The following is a 15,450-nucleotide window of genomic DNA, read 5'->3' on the forward strand; positions in this document are numbered from 1 at the left end:
ATGGTGAGGGTGCTGCCAGTGAAAACCTGTGTTGTGGGGGAGCGGGAGCGCGGGCGTGGGCGCTTAGAAGCGTCCGCCTCCGCCGCCGGATCGGCCGCGTCCGCCGGAGGAGCCGTTTCCGCCTCCGCCGCGACCGCGACTACCGCCTCCGCCGCTGCCGCCCCAGCCTCCACCTCCGCCAAAGCCGCCCCCGCCGCCTCCGCCGAAGAGCGAGTTGAGGATGATCCCGCCGAGGATCGCGCCGCCCAGACCGCCGCCGCCGTTTCCCCCGGTTCCGCCGCCGAACATGCCGCCATCGCCCCCGGAGAATCCGCCCACATCGCGCTGGGCGAGGGCGAGGGACTGGCGGGCAAGGGTGTCGGCACGCTGGGCGTGGGTGAGCGCGGTGGCCGGGTCGGAGGCCGCCAGCTCGCGGGCCTGGACCAGCGAGCGTCCACCCTCGGCAAGGGCCGTGCGGGCGTCGGCGCCGATCGCGCCGCGGCGGGCGACGATGTAGTCCTCGGCCGCCGAGAGCTGAGACTGTGCCGACACCAGGGTGGCCTGCAGCGAGGAGGATTGCCGCTCGGCGCTGGCCTGGATCCCGCGGGCCGCGGCGAGGAGCTGGGTCAGCGCCTGATCGGTTTCGCCGAGCTTTTCCAGCGCCCGGATCGGATCGGTGTCGGTGCGAGCGGTCTCCACCGACTGCGCGGCGGCCTCGATCACCGGGCCGAAGCGTCCGCCGCCCTCGGGGAGCCCGCGTAGGGCCGCCAGGTCGTGTTCCAGGTCGGCGATCTGGGCGGCAACCTGCGCGCTCGCCGCCGACAGTTCCTCGCCGTGCCGGGTCACCGCGGAGGTGAGGACCGTGGCCTGGGCCGCCGCCTCCTGCGCCGCATGGATCGCGACCGCCGCGGCCGAACGGTCCTCGGCGGCGAGCTTCTGCTCGGCCAGCCCCAGGGCGTTACGCGCGAACGCCACCCGCTCGGTGGCCTGGGTCACGTTATCGGCAACCGGGGCCAGCGCCGACGCCGCATAGCGCGTGTTGAGGGCGGTGAGGGCCGACTGGGCCTGAGCGATGCCGGTTTCGGCATCGTCGGTTGCCGCCCGTACGGCCTGGATCAGCGCCGGAGCGTCGGTCTCGATCTTGCGCAGCTCCTCAAACGCCGCCGTCTCATTGGTGAGTGCGGTGATCGAGGTGGTGCAGAGCTCGATGATCTGGATGTTCCAGTCCCGGGTTTCCTGCTCGGTATCGGGAATGTCGTCGGTGAGTTTCTGCTTGAGCGTGAACGCCTGACCCAGATCCGTGCGCGCATCCTCCAGGGCCCGGGCAAACGCGGTGCTGGCCTCCTCGCCGTACTGGGCGATCGCAAAGCCCAGCTCCTGCTCGGCGGTCTTGACCGCGTCATCCGCGGCGATCAGGGCGCTGCCGGCCTCGCGCTCAAGCTCGGCGATGGGACGCTGCTGCGGGGCATCGGAGCGGGCAGTGCCCGCGCGCCGACGGCGGGTCACAAGGAAGAGGACGATCCCCACCGCGGCGATCACCAGGATCAGCAGCAGGATCCAGCCGCCCCCACCGCCGCCGTTACCGCCGCCACCGAGCCCATCGATGGCGGCCTGGGCGGCACCGGCGAAGTCGTTCTGGGCGAGTTTGGGTTTGATCTGGTCCTGCTCGATCTGGGTCAGACGCTCATCGCTGATTGGTCCGTTAGAGGGGGCCGAGAGGAAAAAGCTGCGGCCCTCGGTCGCGATGGCCAGCAGATACTGCTTGGGGCCGAGGCCGTTATTGGTGGCCACGGTGTCGGCCCAGCGCTGCGCATCCGCGGGGTTCTCGAAGGTGTCCACCAGGACGATCCAGAGGTCGAGACCCGACTTCGAGGACAGCGCGCGACTGGACTTGTCCAGATCCGTGACCTCGGCACCGCTCAGCGAAGCCGTGAGATCCAGGACCCGTCCACTCTCCAGCTGTACCGGGGTTTGGCCCGGCACCCGGGCCGAAACGCTCGCCGAGGGGGTGATCACCAGCCCGGAAATCAGCGCGGCCAGGACCAGCAGTGGGAACAGAAGAAAGACAATGTGTCGGCGTGAGCCGGCTTCGGTGCCCGTCACTGGGTGCCCTGTTTGGCGCATACGTCGCCACCTTCCCCTGGTAAATCGCCGTGCGTTAGGCCGATTCTAGGGCCGAGCAACGCCGTTAGTCCACCAACGGTTGGCATCAATTCGGGGTGGGTTCCCGCGAGTATGACCGAAGATGACAACCAAAGCTCGCATCTTCGAGCGATAACGCGCAGAATAGTAGAAATGTCTGCCGATCGTGAAAGGAGCCCCGACATGACCGATTCGCCCGAACTCGCCGTCATCGAGGTAGTTTCCCAGCGCCCGCACGCACGGGCTTACGAACGGTACACCCGGGCGATGATCGACGGGCTTGTGGCCCGGGCAGAACTCGCCGGCTGGTCGGTTACCCGCGTCTGTGCGGAAGACCTCGGCACCGAGCGCCTGCTCGAGCGCACCCAGAACGCCGACGCGATCGTCGTCTGTGGGGGCGAAGACATCGACCCGCGCTTCTACGGGGGCAGCGAGGTTTATGAGGGTCGAGGCAAGCACTATCCCACCGCGGATGCCGCCCAGATCGCCGTGGTTCGCCGCGCCGCGACCGCCGGTACCCCGCTGCTGGGCATCTGCCGCGGACACCAGATCATCAACGTGGCCTTCGGCGGCACGCTCGTGGAGCACATCGAGCACCCCGGTCACCGCAACGAGTTTCTCCCGATCGAGTACCTGCTGACCGAGCACCCGGTGCAGCTGGATCCCGAGTCGGATCTGGCCGCCACCCTGGGCGAGTCTTACATCCTGGGGCAGAGCGCTCACCACCAGGTGATCGAAACCCCCGGTGCCGGACTGAGCGTCGTGGGTTGGGCTCACGACGGACTGCCCGAGGCTGTGGAGCACGCGACCCTGCCGATCACCGGTGTGCAGTGGCACCCCGAGGCACCGGCGGCCCCGACCGCCCAGCTGGACGCGCTGCTGGCGGGTCTGGGAACCCGGGTTCGCGGTCGCTCGCTGGTCGCAGCCTAGACATCCGGACTCACGGCGGCGCGTCTGCTTGTCGGTTACTCTGCTTGTCGGTTTATTTCGCGTCAGCTTCTTTGCGCGTAGTCCCGTGTGCGAGTCCATTTTTTGCGCGTCGGCTGGTTGGCTCTCCGCCCGACGGTGGCCGCCGCGGCCGAGCCCTCCCGGGTGCGGTTTTGAACCGTGCCCGCACTCCGAGATAGGTTAGCCGGGTGGACTTTGATCAATACGGCGAAGACGTTTTAGCCGGAAACTGGCGTACCCGCGGCACCCTGAGCTCGGCCGAGATCCCCGCCGACAACGGCCTGGTCGTGGAAGAGGTGCAGAGCGGCTGGGTCGGCGCCGTCGTGGGAATCGAAACCCGCATGGTGAAGCTGGAGGATCGCCACGGCAAGGTACGGGTGTTCCCGCTGGGCCCCGGATTCCTCGTGGACGGCAAGCCGGTGTCGCTGGTGGTGCCGAGCCGGACCCAGGCACCGGTGCGCAAGAAGACTGCCTCGGGATCCTTCGCCGTGGCCGATGCCCCGGCACGGGTCGCGCGGGCCAGTCGCATCCTGGTGGAGGGACGCCACGACGCCGAACTGGTGGAGAAGGTGTGGGGTGATGACCTGCGTATCGAGGGCGTCGTGGTGGAATACCTCGGCGGCATCGATGACCTCGACGCCCTGATCGCCACCTATAAGCCCGGTCCCGGCAAGCGGATTGGCGTGCTGGTGGATCACCTGGTGCCCGGATCCAAGGAGAGCCGGATCGCCGAGAAGGTGCGCGCCGGCAAGTACGGCGACTCGGTGCTGATCGTGGGCCACCCCTATATCGACGTGTGGCAGGCGGTCCTGCCGAGCCGACTCGGAATTAAAGAATGGCCCACCGTGCCCCGCTCGATCGAGTGGAAAAAGGGCATCTGCAAGGCGTTCGGCTGGCCCTACGATGATCAGGCCGACATCGCCCGCGCCTGGCAGACGATCCTCGGGCGGGTACGCACCTTTGCCGACCTGGAGCCCGCGCTGCTGGGCCGGGTCGAGGAACTGATCGACTTCGTCACGGGCGAGCCCGAATAGGCCAAGGAAAACGGGGCCGGTCGCAGTGTGCGACCGGCCCCGTTGTAATGCCGAGCGGTTAGACCGTGGCGGTGGCTGGCACCTCGGCCCGGGCGCGGGTGAACTCGCCCCCGCGCAGCCGGCCGGCGATCAGCAGGACTACGAGTGCTCCCAGGGTCATCGCCGCGCCGACCCAGAGCGGGGAGGTGTAGCCGAGGCCCGCACCGATGGTCAGTCCCCCGAGCCAGGCCCCCACCGCGTTACCGATGTTGAACGCGGCCACGTTGGCCCCCGAGGCGAGGGTCGGTGCCGCAGCCGCATGCGACATGATGCGCATCTGCAGGGGCGGAACCGTGCCAAACCCGAATCCGCCCATCAGGAAGAGCGCGGCGATCGTGACGATCGGGTTCTGCGCGAAGGCCGCGAACAGGGCCAGCACGATGGTCAGCCCGATGAACGCGATCAGCAGGGTTCGGGCGGGGAAGCGGTCGGTGAGCTTGCCGGAGATGATGTTTCCGATCACCATGCCGGCTCCGAACACGATCAGCAGCCAGGGGACCGCGCCGGTCACGAAACCGGACACATCGGTGAGCGTGAAGGCGATATAGGTGAACGCCCCGAACATCCCGCCGAAGCCCAGGATGGTGAGCACAATCGAGTACCAGACCTGCGGGTTTTTGAACGCCGTAATCTCGCGGCGCAGCACGCCGGGGGCGGGCTTCTCGCCGGAGCTCGAGGTGCTGGGCACCAGGATGATGATGCTCACAAACGAGACGATGCCGATGATCGTGATGGCCCAGAAGGTCGAGCGCCATCCGGCCGCCTGGCCGAGCAGGGTACCCAGCGGGACTCCGGCGACGTTGGCAATGGTCAGCCCCGCAAACATCGTGGCGATGGCCGCGGCCTTGCGCTCGGCGGTTACCAGGCCGGTGGCCACCACGGTGCCGATGCCGAAGAATGCACCGTGGCACAGGGCCGCGAGAATCCGGCCCACGAGCATCATCGAGTAGTCGGTGGCCAGGGCCGAGACGAGGTTGCCGGCGATAAAGAGGATCATCAGACCCAGCAGGGCCTTTTTCTGATCAAAGCGCAGCAGGGCCGCGGTAAGCAGCACCGCGCCGAGCGCGACGCTGAGCGCGTAGCCGGAGATCAGGTAGCCGGCGGTGGTTTCGCTCACACCAAAGTCGGTGGCGACCTCGGGGAGCAGGCCGAGGATGCCAAATTCGGTGAGGCCAATGCCAAATCCGCCGATGGCGAGGGCATAGAGGGCGAGGGGCATGGGGTCTCCTTGAGTGCGACTGGGCGCGCATCCGGGATGCCGTCCAACATAAATATCCCGCGCCCACAGTAGTTGCAGGCGCGGGATATATTGTTGCACGCGCGGGATATCCGCGCAAGCGGGTCGCGCGAAAGCTAGGCCGAAACGTGCTCCCGCACCGGGCGCGAAGCCAGGGTGATGAGCCAGCCGGCCGCCACGATGAGTGCGGCCAGCAGCATGAGCGGGGTGCCGCCGGAGGCGTCGAAGATCAGGCCGCCGGCGAGGGACCCGATCGCGATCGAGCCGTTGAATACTCCCGACCACATCGAGGAGCTGGATTCAACCATCGCCGGGTTGGCCACCCGGATCCATGCCTGCAGGGCCACGCCGATTCCGCCATAGGCGGCGCCCCAGAAGGCCAGGACCAGGAGCGCGAACCAGGTGTGGGTCGCCGCCAGGGGGATCAGGACGGTGCCGATCGCGATCCCCGCAAGGGCCCAAAGCAGGGCCGTGCGCGGCGATTTTCCGGCCAGGGCGCCGATGGCAAAGTTTCCGGCGATGCCGGTGAGTCCGAAGACCGCCAGCGCGATCACGATCAGGGTCGGGGTGGTCTCGGGATTGGTCTCCAGGACCGGACGGATAAAGGTGTAGGCACCGAAGTGGCCGATGACTACCAGGGTGGTGATGATATAGCCCGTGCGCACTCCGCGATCACGCCACGGGGTGAAGAGTCCGCCGAGGCCCGTGCGCTCGGCGGTGGGGAGCGCGGGCATCGCGGTCCGGGCAAAGATCGCCGCGAAAGCCCCGAGCGCGGCCAGGGCCCAGAAGGCCGTGCGCCATCCGGCGAGGTTGGCAATCAGGGTGCCCAGCGGCAGTCCCAGCACCATGCCGATCGAGACGCCCGAGAAGATCGCCGTCATCGCCCGCCCGATGTGGGCGGCGTCGGCGAGGCGGGCGCCCAGGCCGCCCGAGCTGGCCCAGACGATCCCCATCGAGATGCCGATCAGGACGCGGGCCAGCGCGAAGATCGCAAAGGTGGTGGCGGTCGCGCTGAGGACGTTGGCAATGGCCAGCAGGATCAGGAAGGCCACCAGGGCCGTGCGTCGATCCATGCGTCCCAGGATGACCGGGGTGAGTGCGGCCACGATGGCCGCCATGATGCCGGTGATGGTGAGGGACATGCCGGCCAGTCCGGGGGCGATGTCCAGGGCATCGGCGATCGGGGTGAGGAGGCCCACCGGCATCATCTCGGCCGTGACCACGCTAAAGGTGGAGAGGGCGACCGCGAGAACCGGTGACCAGCGGAAGGTGGCAGTGGACATGCTGAGGGCTTCTTTCGAGCGGGAAGAGATTCTCACATACGTGAGGTATGTGAGTGATACTAGGTCACATACGTCGCGTATGTCAATTCATATGCGCTGCGTATGTGAATGTTCTTTTGTGGGCGGGCGCGCTACGATGGCGGCGGAGGAATGATGCCCAAGTCAGAACGTCGAACACGCACCGAGATGCTTGATCACACGCGGGAGCAGCTGCTGGCCGCCGGCCGGCGGTTTTTTGCCGAGCAGGGCTATGCGGCGACCTCGATGGATGATCTCACCGCCTCGGTGGGGCTGACCCGCGGTGCCCTCTACCACCATTTCGGCGGTAAGAGCGGGCTGATGGACGCGGTGGTGCGCTCGATGGATGACGAGCTCTGTGTGGAGCTGCGGGCGGTCCTGCGCTCCACCGAGGACCCCCTGCTGGCCCTCGCGCGGCGCGGTCGCGCGTATATCGAAAAGACCCAGGCACCCGAGTTTCAGCGCATCATGTTCACCGATGCGCCGGCGGTTGTAACCGATGCGGTGGAGGAGACCGCCCGCGCCTGCATCGCGACCCTGGCCGAGGTGGTCCAGGATGCCAAGGATCGGGGGAGTGTCTCCGAGCGGGTGTCGCCCGTGGTGATCGCCACGATGCTTAACGGGGCGCTGGCGGATGCCTCGCGCTGGGTGGCGGCGGCCAGTAGCGAGGCCGAACGGGCCGAACGACTGAGCTCGGCCATTGACTCGGCCGCCGCCCTGGTGGAGGGCCTGCGACTCTAGTCGCACCCCGGGTTAAAGCAGAAACTGCGACATGGAAAACCATGTCGCAGTTTACATTTGTGCCCCCGGAGGGATTCGAACCCCCGACCTGCGGTACCGGAAACCGACGCTCTATCCCCTGAGCTACGGAGGCGCACAAGAGCTACATTAGCACTAATTGAGGTGGTGCTTGAACCGGTCCGGCGCGTCGCGAATGCGACACGCCGGACCGGTTGGCGGAACCTGCTCCTAGAGCTTCGCGGCCTTCAGGGCGGCGATTGCCGGGGTGCTCAGCTGTTCCAGCGCGCCGGGCTCGGTGAACTCCTCCGAGGAGAGGGTGAGCCAGTAGTTCCCCACAAAAATCTGGGCCTCGTTGATCCGCTTGTCATTCTTCAGCAGAATCGGTCCGAAGTATCCCTCATCCGGCGGGGTGGTGTACGTGGGAACCTGCTGGCTGGTTTCGGCCGCCTTGTTCTTGAGATCCTCAAGCTCCGAGGGGTCCAGCGCGGCCACGGCAACATCGATCGTGGTTCCGCTGGAGTTATTGGTCAGCTGGCAAGCCAGGCCGCCGATTCCCTGAATCTTGGCCGCGGTGCTCCCGGCGGCCGGTGCCGAGGTGGTGGCCGAAACATTGGGGTTGTAGGCATACACGGTTTCGGGTGTAAGGAGCTGATCGCAGGTTAGCGGAACGACGCCGCTTTCGAGCGGGTCGGCCGTCGCACTCGGCGCGGTGGATGGGTTAGTGCTCGGTTCGCCGGAGCCGTTCGGGGTGGCCGAAGGCTTCGCGGGTGAGGATGCCGAGGGACTCGCACTGGCATCGCCCGAGGAGGACGGTGCGCAGCCGGTGATCAGCAGCAGACCGACGCCAGCCAGGGCGAACAGGCTCGCGCGTCGTGCGGAGCGGGGAAGTAGCGTGTTCACGATGGGGTTCCTTTCAAACCAGACACGTTGACGTTAGCAATAAACACGCGCGGATGCCGAAATATCGGGGTACTTGGAGCATTCCTGACGCCTGTAGACTGGGCTGGTGACTCCAGATGATCTCTCCCTAGCCCTGTACAACATCGTGCTGCCTCTGGCCGAGGCCGCCCGCGCCGGTTCCTCCGACGAGATCGCGCGAGAGGACATCACGCTGGAGCGTCCGAAGAACCGCGATCACGGAGACTGGGCCTCAAACCTGGCGATGAAGTTCGGCAAGAAGCTGGGTGTGAACCCGCGCGAGCTGGCCACCAGCGTGGTTGCCGCTCTGGGCGAGATCGAGGGTGTGGCCGGTGCCGAGGTTGCCGGTCCCGGATTCATTAACATTCGCCTGGACGCCGCCGCGGCCGGCGCCCTGGCCCAGACCATCGTCGAGGCCGGTTCCACCTACGGGCAGGGTTCGAGCCTGGATGGCGAAACCATCAACCTGGAGTTTGTGTCGGCCAACCCGACCGGTCCGCTGCACATCGGCCACACTCGCTGGGCCGCCCTGGGCGACTCGCTGGGTCGCGTGCTGCGCGCCGCCGGAGCGAAGGTGGCCAACGAGTACTACATCAACGACGCCGGTAACCAGATGGACAATTTCGGTGCGTCCATCCTCGCCGCGATCCGCGGCCAGGAGACCCCCGAAAACGGTTACCCGGGCGCGTACATCACCGAGCTGGGTGCCGCCGTGCTGGCCGCCCATCCGGAGATCACCGAGCTGGACGACCAGTCGGCCCTGGACCTGGCCCGCGAGACCGGATACCAGCTGCAGCTGGGCGAGATCCGCGAGTCCCTAGCACGCTTCAACGTGCACTTCGATGTCTGGTTCAGCGAGCGCACCCTGCACGCCGCCGGCGAGAACGGTGCCCCCAGCGCAATCGATGCCTCGATCGACCGTCTGCGCGAGCAGGGTCACGTCTATGACAAGGACGACGCGATCTGGGTACGCACCACCGACTTCGGTGACGACAAGGATCGCGTGATCCGTCGGGGTAACGGCGTCTTCACCTACTTTGCCGCCGACGCCGCCTACTACCTGAACAAGGGCGACCGCGGATTCCAGCACAAGATCTACCTGCTGGGCGCCGACCACCACGGTTATGTACACCGTCTGAAGGCCGTCGCCGGCGCCGCCGGGGACAACCCCGAGCGCGACATCGAGGTGCTGATCGGTCAGCTGGTGTCGATCAACGGTGCCCGCCTGTCCAAGCGTGCCGGAAACATCATCGAGCTCAATGACCTGCAGGCCTGGCTCGGCACCGACGCGCTGCGCTACTCGCTGGCTCGCTACCCCGCCGATTCGCCCATCTCGCTGGACCCGGATCTGCTGAAGAAGCGCACCAACGACAACCCGGTGTTCTACGTGCAGTACGCCCACGCCCGCACCTGCGCGGTCGCCCGCAACGCGGCCGAGTCCGGGGTGGACCGCTCGACCTTCGCCCCCGAACTGCTGGTGCACGAGAGCGAGTCGGCCCTGCTGGGCGCGCTGCAGGAGTTCCCGCGGATCGTGGCCCAGGCCGCGACCCTGCGTGAGCCGCACCGCGTGGCCCGCTACATCGAGGAGGTCGCCTCGCTGTACCACCGCTGGTACGACGCCTGCCGCGTGCTGCCGTTTGGCGACGAGGCGGTCGGTGACCTGCACCGCACGCGTCTGTGGCTGAACGATGCCACCGGAACCGTGCTGCGCAACGGCCTGGACCTGCTGGGTGTTTCGGCACCCGAGCGCATGTAGGTTGTTCTCAAACGCCCACCCGTTCTCGGGTGGGCGTTTGGCGTTAACGCGGGTTCGGCTGGGAATGTGTGTGTGGACGCACGCCGATTCGATCCGGGGCGTTATTGTCGAAATAACAGATTGTCTACCCAGGGGGAGCACGGCGTGAGCGAACGGAACGAGACCGAGGTTTCGGCCAACCAGGTGCTGTTTGAGCGTTTGAACGCGGCCCGGATCGAGCAGGAGGCCGAACCGCCCAAGAAGCGTCGGACCGGGCGTCGCTGGCTGGTCACCGGGATCGTCACCGTAGTGGTGCTGGGCCTCGTGGGCGGGGCGATTGTGATCGCCAACAACCTGGTGCGCGATGTGGCGCAGGACTCGGTGAAGTCGCTGGGTGCCAGCGCGGGGGCCACTTTCCAAGGGCCGCTGGATGTGAAGATCGGCGGCGACTGGCCGCTGTTCCAGCTGCTTTCGGGCTCGTTTGACGATGTTCGGGTGAGCGCCCAGCACGCGACCCTGCGCGGGGTTCCGCTGAGCTTTGACGTGCGCGCCCAGGGGGTGCCGCTGGATCCCAAGAAGCCCGCCAAATCGGTGCAGATGACCACCGTGGTGGATCAGGATGGGCTGAACGAGTTCATCAAGCCGCCCACCGAGGGTGGCACGCTGACCCTGGGGGATGGGGTGTTCGGGTACCACGAGGAGGTGACCGGCCCGTTTGGCATCAAGCTCGGCGTGCAGGTTTCCGCGCGTCCGGCCGTGAGCGGGACCACGATGACCCTCACTCCGGTGGGGGCCGAGGTGACCTCCTCGGTGGGGAACATCAACGTGGACCCGATCGTGCAGGCGGTCCTCGGTAAGGCCCCGATTCCGGTGTGCCTGGCCGATCGTCTGCCGCCGGGAGCGGAGGTGAAGTCGCTCACCGTGACCCCGCAGAACGCGACCATCGTGGTGGATGTCAAGGACATCGTGCTGACCGGTGACCTACTGAGCAGCCGCGGAAAGTGCGAGTAGCGCGGCGGTAGTACGTTCCGGTTGGCGTCCGCGTGTTACGGAGAGTGCGGGGCGGCGGGCATCTCGGCCCGATCGGTGACGGCCTGGATCCGCGCGGCAATCGCCGCGTTTTCCTTAACCTCATCGGCGTGCGCGCGCAGCGCCGAGAGAACCGCGGCGCGAATCACGCAATATAGAACGTAGAACCCGGCGGCGATGATGACCGCGATAAACGCGAGCTGTGAAAACCCGTCCATGATGCCTCCCCGATGGCGGTACGTGTGGATCAACGATAGCAGCGTAGCCACGGTGCCGCTTCGGCGCACCATGGTATCTAAAATCCTGTTCGTGAACTTCCTGCAAAATCGGATTTCGGATCGGGCTTGCCACTCATATGTGGTTAGCTAAACTCATGATTCAGGATCCGGATGAGGTACTCGCGGGTATCGATGAAGACGTGCGTCGGGCCGAGCGCCGCATGGCCGCTCAGGCACAGCTGGTCGAGACGATGGGGCAGCTGCGAGGTATTGCAACCGACCGCGGTCGGGACATCACCGTCGAGGTGGACACCTCCGGCGCGATTACCGTGCTGAAGCTGACCGATCGCGCGACCGCCCTGGGCGGGACAAAGCTGGCCCCGGAGATTCTGCGCATCGTGACCGAGGCGCGGGGAAACCTGCAGGAGCAGATGCTGGCCTCGGCCCAGGAACTCCTGGGCGAGGACGATCCGGCCCTGGGAGCCCTGCGCGCCGAGGTGGAGGATCATCGCGAGCGTCAGGAGCGCGCGGCGGGGTTCCACGGTGAGGGGCTGCGGGTCGACGGCCCGCGGTTGGGTGGCCCGAGTCAGGGTGGTCCGCGGCTGGGTGGCCCGCGATGAGCGGTGGCGAGATCGCCATCGACATGGCGATGCTGCGCCAGCATGCCGGTCGAGTTAGCCAGGTGGGGCGTGAGGTGAGCGAGGCCGCGAGTGCCGCGGGAAGCCAGAACATGGGCGATGGCGCGTTCGGGGTCATGTGTGCGTTTCTGGTGCCGCCGGCCACGATGATCACCGACGCGATCACCCAGACGATCAGGGATGCCGCCCAGGCACTTGATCGCACGGCCGCCGAGGTGCGCCAGGTGGCGGCGGATGTGGAGCAGCGTGAGGACGATATTATCGCCCAGATCCGCGATCTTGAGCGGGATTTGAGGTAGCGGATGTCAGGGGGGAATTCGCTGGTTGCGGGGCCGGTCAACACGACGACGCCGTTCTCGGGGCTGTGGCTGATCGAGGATGGTCAGGGCATCGCCGCCGGTATCGAAAACGGGGACTGGCTGGCGACCGGCATGAGTGTCGTGGGCGGGGTGCTCGACGCGGCGGCGGCGATCATCGACCCGATCGGGCAGCTGCTGGGGATGGGCATGGCCTGGGTCTTGGACCACGTTGCGCCGATTAGTGACTGGTTCAAGCAGCTCACCGGTGATGCCGGTCAGGTTGCCGGGTTCGGTCAGACGTGGGCAAACGTGGCCACGCGCATGCACGAGTCCGGCGATCTGCTGAGCAACCGCCTGGGCGATCTGGAGGGCATGTCCGGCGCCACGATCGATGCCTATCGTGCGTATGCCGGCGATTTTGCCAAGCACCTGCACATGCTCGGCGACTGGTCGAAGGCGATCAGCACCGGTTTGCAGGCGGCGTCGACGCTGGTGCAGGTGGTCCACGACCTGATCCGGGATATCCTGTCGCAGCTGGTGGGCACGGCGGTCTCGGCGGTGGTGACCTCCGCGGTCACCCTGGGCGCGGGAATCCCCGTTGCCATCGCGCAGATCGGTACCCGCCTGGCCTCCCTGCTGCCCAAGGCAACGAAGGCAATCAAGGGCCTGGTCGAGTCGTTCAAGGCGCTGCAAAACATGATCCGGCAGCTGGGCCCGATCATCGCCAAGGCGGGTAAGACGTTCTCGGAGCTGATGCGCAAGGCCGGCTGGGCAGTGAACGATGGTATAGCTCGCGCGACTCGGCCCGCGCGGGTGACCATTGAGAATTACAAGAGTGGACGCCCGCTTCGCTGGCAAGAAGGATTGTCTCCCGCTGATTTTGTACGGTATCGAGCACCAGATGGAGCCTGGGTCCGGCTTGACAGCAAATTTATACGAGACTCTGAGGCAGGAACAGGGCTTGTGCACGCGGAATTTGGCGAGAGTGCGGCAATTTCCCGACCGGAGAATAGCCCAAGCCAGTTTCTCGTCTCAGATCCTGAACACCGATATGGGTACGAATATAAAACTGGAATTGCCCATAATAAGGAACAGTTCGATCAGAGATTCACAGATGGGTCGGGAGATCCTCGGATGCCAGATAATGGCGGGGCTAACCTTGGTTCTCGGGTGAAATACCTTGATGCCGTAGCTTTTCAACGAGATCATGGAAGTGTTTTGGACCGAGTCGGATATCCCGGTGGAGACTATTTAGCCGTCGTAGAAAATGGGCGCGCACCGTCATTTGAAGAGCGCGCGCTTCCCCCCGGCAACGTAAATCGCCCTTACCACATGTATGAGTTGACACCAGATGGTGCGCGTGCCATGAATGTCGAAGGGGTAACGATAGATGTCTCCCGCATAGCGCGGGGTTTCGGCCAACCCGGCGGTGGTCTTCAGCTTCAGATATTCGAAGCTGACGGAAATGTGCTGAGCGTAGCGGATCTCATTGATCTCAAATATTTGAAACCGAAGCCATCAAATTGACGTTTCGGTCTTGGAAAGAATGGTGAATTAGAAATGACAGAGGATAATTCGGCCCTTGCCTTGGATTCACGAGTGATGGAAGTTCTCCGTCTTGCCACAACCGAAGCTGCGGTTCGTCCCGCGGATAGCCCTGGGCAGTTCAAGTTCAAGTTTGACTCAGACAAGACATATTTTTTTGAAAGAACAGTCTCCGGTTGGGTGCGAGTAATGTCATCGTCGCGGCGGCAGCAGCCCGTATTCATCGCTGATTTTGCGGCGATGGAATACGTGAATCGCTATTTTGCGATGCTGGGCGGAAAGATTCTGCGCAATATTCGAGGGTTGCCCATGCTCGCTGAATCGCTGCGCGCGTCGAGCGTATCGGTAGGAAGCCAGGTGCAACCAGGAACAGTGCGTGTGAATGATGAAGTGCGTTCCGTGGAAATTCTGGCCTTTGGCGATACTCCAGCCGCTCGCTTTCCGTCTGCTGTAATAAGCCGTGTCTCGCAAGCCGCAGGGGCCTCCTGGTTTTTGAATCATTCCGTTGCGCAAATTCTCGCGTCCCAAGAAGACGACAAGGGGAGGCCACTGTTTACCGTTGCCTCCGATGTGTTCGGAGGAGGAGAGGTATAAGAGATGATCGCTCCATTACGAATTTCTGATTTCAGCAGGGATTTTCGAGACTGGTTACGTTACGGTAATCCGGCGGCGATGATCGAGCTTGCCGACACCGGTGCTGTTGCACTGTCGTATGACAACGGTGACACGCTGGTTTTTATCCAGCCGTTGGAAAGCGGCTGGTTTGAAGTGGTCGAACAGCATCGGCGCAGCGCGTTGCCGTCAGGAACGGCGATTTTTAGTGCGGCATCGCTTGACCTGGTGGAGAAGAACCTGATCGTTCGACACGGATGGGCCGTGCGCCGGTATGCCGGTTATGCGTGGATTCCGGAGCGGGAATCCCGTGAGGCTCCCGCGCCGGGAACGAGCCTCCGATTTGTTGATGTGTCGGGAATTCCGGTTTCTCAGGGCTATACGGATGGGCTATACAACTCGGTGTTCGATGAGGTTGTTGCCGGAGGTGTCCCGATGATTCGGTTCGCTGGGGTGATGGGTTCGTCGCTATCATCGGCTGCCGCAGCGTCCTGGTTGATTGTGCCATCCACTCGCGAGGTCATTGAGTCGTATTCGCATCCCGAAGGGCTTCCCCTGTTTCCGCTGGGTTCGCCAGAGACTCGACCGGGAATCTGATGGGCGGGACAGAATCCGCGGGAGGCTTGAATCGCTACGCCCCGTTGAACGGTCACGTGAAGGATACCCTGGTGGCGTATCGGAATCCGCGTGCATTCATCATCGATCACGGTCTCTATCTGGATCGTTGGGGCACGTTGGATGGAACCTGGTTTCACATTTGGGAGAAACATCGTGCGCCATCCTTTGGCGCGAGATCCTTACCGCCGACGGAGAAAAATGCGCCGTACTATCCGTTGGTCTTCACTGAGGCAGCGGCGATCACAATGGCACGTGATGGCATCGAGGCTCAGGTTTCGAGGACCACACGGTGGTTTGGTCAGCGCGGCGGTGCAATTCAAGCCCAGTTCTGGGCACCCGATGCGGCGAGCGGGTTCTTGACTGCCGAGGAAGTCATCCAGAGAGGATATGCGTATGTCTCGCGATGAACCCGTCATC

Annotated in this window: 16 protein-coding genes and 1 tRNA gene; 11 read left to right on the forward strand and 6 right to left on the reverse strand. The window is 65.0% G+C overall.

From position 1 onward, the window contains the following. Window positions 1-63: 63 nt before the first annotated feature. The gene (locus IE92_RS0100175; RefSeq protein ID WP_051701426.1) at window positions 64-2,082 is read right to left on the reverse strand and encodes a TPM domain-containing protein; all 2,019 of its coding nucleotides are present in this window, start codon (window positions 2,080-2,082) and stop codon (window positions 64-66) included. Window positions 2,083-2,304: 222 nt separating this feature from the next. On the opposite strand from IE92_RS0100175, the gene IE92_RS0100180 reads away from it, so the two are divergent. Both IE92_RS0100180 and IE92_RS0100185 read left to right on the forward strand, forming a co-directional pair. Further along, complete coding sequence (locus tag IE92_RS0100180) at window positions 2,305-3,051, forward strand: gamma-glutamyl-gamma-aminobutyrate hydrolase family protein (protein WP_030142856.1); 747 nt, start codon at window positions 2,305-2,307, stop codon at window positions 3,049-3,051. A gap of 206 nt (window positions 3,052-3,257) precedes the next feature. Next, window positions 3,258-4,103 (forward strand): DUF3097 domain-containing protein, encoded by an 846-nt coding sequence (locus tag IE92_RS0100185; RefSeq protein ID WP_030142857.1) that lies wholly within the window; start codon window positions 3,258-3,260, stop codon window positions 4,101-4,103. 58 nt (window positions 4,104-4,161) lie between these two features. Here IE92_RS0100185 and IE92_RS0100190 read toward each other — a convergent pair whose 3' ends face one another. Together IE92_RS0100190 and IE92_RS0100195 are read right to left on the reverse strand one after the other, a co-directional pair. Next, a complete protein-coding gene (locus IE92_RS0100190; protein WP_030142858.1) occupies window positions 4,162-5,361 on the reverse strand; it encodes an MFS transporter in 1,200 nt (399 codons plus the stop codon). 134 nt (window positions 5,362-5,495) lie between these two features. Beyond that, a complete protein-coding gene (locus tag IE92_RS0100195) occupies window positions 5,496-6,662 on the reverse strand; it encodes an MFS transporter (RefSeq protein WP_030142859.1) in 1,167 nt (388 codons plus the stop codon). 153 nt (window positions 6,663-6,815) lie between these two features. Between IE92_RS0100195 and IE92_RS0100200 the strand changes: the two genes are divergently transcribed. Beyond that, complete coding sequence (locus IE92_RS0100200) at window positions 6,816-7,421, forward strand: TetR/AcrR family transcriptional regulator (protein WP_030142860.1); 606 nt, start codon at window positions 6,816-6,818, stop codon at window positions 7,419-7,421. 60 nt (window positions 7,422-7,481) lie between these two features. Here the strand turns inward: IE92_RS0100200 and IE92_RS0100205 are convergent. Both IE92_RS0100205 and IE92_RS0100210 read right to left on the reverse strand, forming a co-directional pair. Beyond that, window positions 7,482-7,554 (reverse strand) — tRNA-Arg (locus tag IE92_RS0100205). Window positions 7,555-7,649: 95 nt separating this feature from the next. Then, on the reverse strand, window positions 7,650-8,321 hold the full coding sequence (locus IE92_RS0100210) for a hypothetical protein (protein WP_030142861.1): 672 nt from the start codon (window positions 8,319-8,321) through the stop codon (window positions 7,650-7,652). Between the two features lie 106 nt (window positions 8,322-8,427). Here IE92_RS0100210 and argS point away from each other — a divergent pair, with 106 nt between their 5' ends. Together argS and IE92_RS0100220 are read left to right on the forward strand one after the other, a co-directional pair. Beyond that, window positions 8,428-10,095 (forward strand): arginine--tRNA ligase, encoded by a 1,668-nt coding sequence (gene argS / locus IE92_RS0100215; protein ID WP_030142862.1) that lies wholly within the window; start codon window positions 8,428-8,430, stop codon window positions 10,093-10,095. Window positions 10,096-10,239: 144 nt separating this feature from the next. Continuing rightward, window positions 10,240-11,085, forward strand: coding sequence for an LmeA family phospholipid-binding protein (locus tag IE92_RS0100220; RefSeq protein WP_030142863.1), 846 nt, complete (start codon window positions 10,240-10,242; stop codon window positions 11,083-11,085). A gap of 35 nt (window positions 11,086-11,120) precedes the next feature. Here the strand turns inward: IE92_RS0100220 and IE92_RS0100225 are convergent, their stop codons facing one another. Next, window positions 11,121-11,321, reverse strand: coding sequence for a hypothetical protein (locus tag IE92_RS0100225; RefSeq protein ID WP_030143906.1), 201 nt, complete (start codon window positions 11,319-11,321; stop codon window positions 11,121-11,123). Window positions 11,322-11,476: 155 nt separating this feature from the next. On the opposite strand from IE92_RS0100225, the gene IE92_RS0100230 reads away from it, so the two are divergent. Genes IE92_RS0100230 through IE92_RS17625 form a run of 6 tightly spaced genes read left to right on the forward strand, consistent with a single transcriptional unit; the run spans window position 11,477 to window position 15,440 of the window. Next, window positions 11,477-11,941, forward strand: coding sequence for a hypothetical protein (locus IE92_RS0100230; RefSeq protein WP_030142865.1), 465 nt, complete (start codon window positions 11,477-11,479; stop codon window positions 11,939-11,941). After that, on the forward strand, window positions 11,938-12,258 hold the full coding sequence (locus IE92_RS0100235) for a hypothetical protein (protein WP_030142866.1): 321 nt from the start codon (window positions 11,938-11,940) through the stop codon (window positions 12,256-12,258). Before IE92_RS0100230 ends, IE92_RS0100235 begins: the two co-directional genes overlap by 4 nt. Before the next feature lie 3 nt (window positions 12,259-12,261). Then, on the forward strand, window positions 12,262-13,785 hold the full coding sequence (locus IE92_RS0100240; RefSeq protein ID WP_030142867.1) for a TNT domain-containing protein: 1,524 nt from the start codon (window positions 12,262-12,264) through the stop codon (window positions 13,783-13,785). 33 nt (window positions 13,786-13,818) lie between these two features. After that, entirely contained in the window at window positions 13,819-14,397 is a 579-nt protein-coding gene (locus IE92_RS18030) for an Imm61 family immunity protein (protein ID WP_156027337.1), read from the forward strand. A gap of 3 nt (window positions 14,398-14,400) precedes the next feature. Further along, window positions 14,401-15,012 carry a hypothetical protein gene (locus IE92_RS0100245; protein ID WP_156027338.1) on the forward strand — a complete coding sequence of 204 codons (612 nt, stop codon included), beginning with the start codon at window positions 14,401-14,403 and terminating at the stop codon, window positions 15,010-15,012. Window positions 15,013-15,068: 56 nt separating this feature from the next. Beyond that, window positions 15,069-15,440 (forward strand): glycohydrolase toxin TNT-related protein, encoded by a 372-nt coding sequence (locus IE92_RS17625; protein WP_162178469.1) that lies wholly within the window; start codon window positions 15,069-15,071, stop codon window positions 15,438-15,440. Window positions 15,441-15,450: the final 10 nt, after the last annotated feature.

Origin of the sequence: Mycetocola saprophilus, assembly GCF_000718085.1 — a bacterium.
GTDB classification, from domain to species: Bacteria; Actinomycetota; Actinomycetes; order Actinomycetales; family Microbacteriaceae; genus Mycetocola; species Mycetocola saprophilus.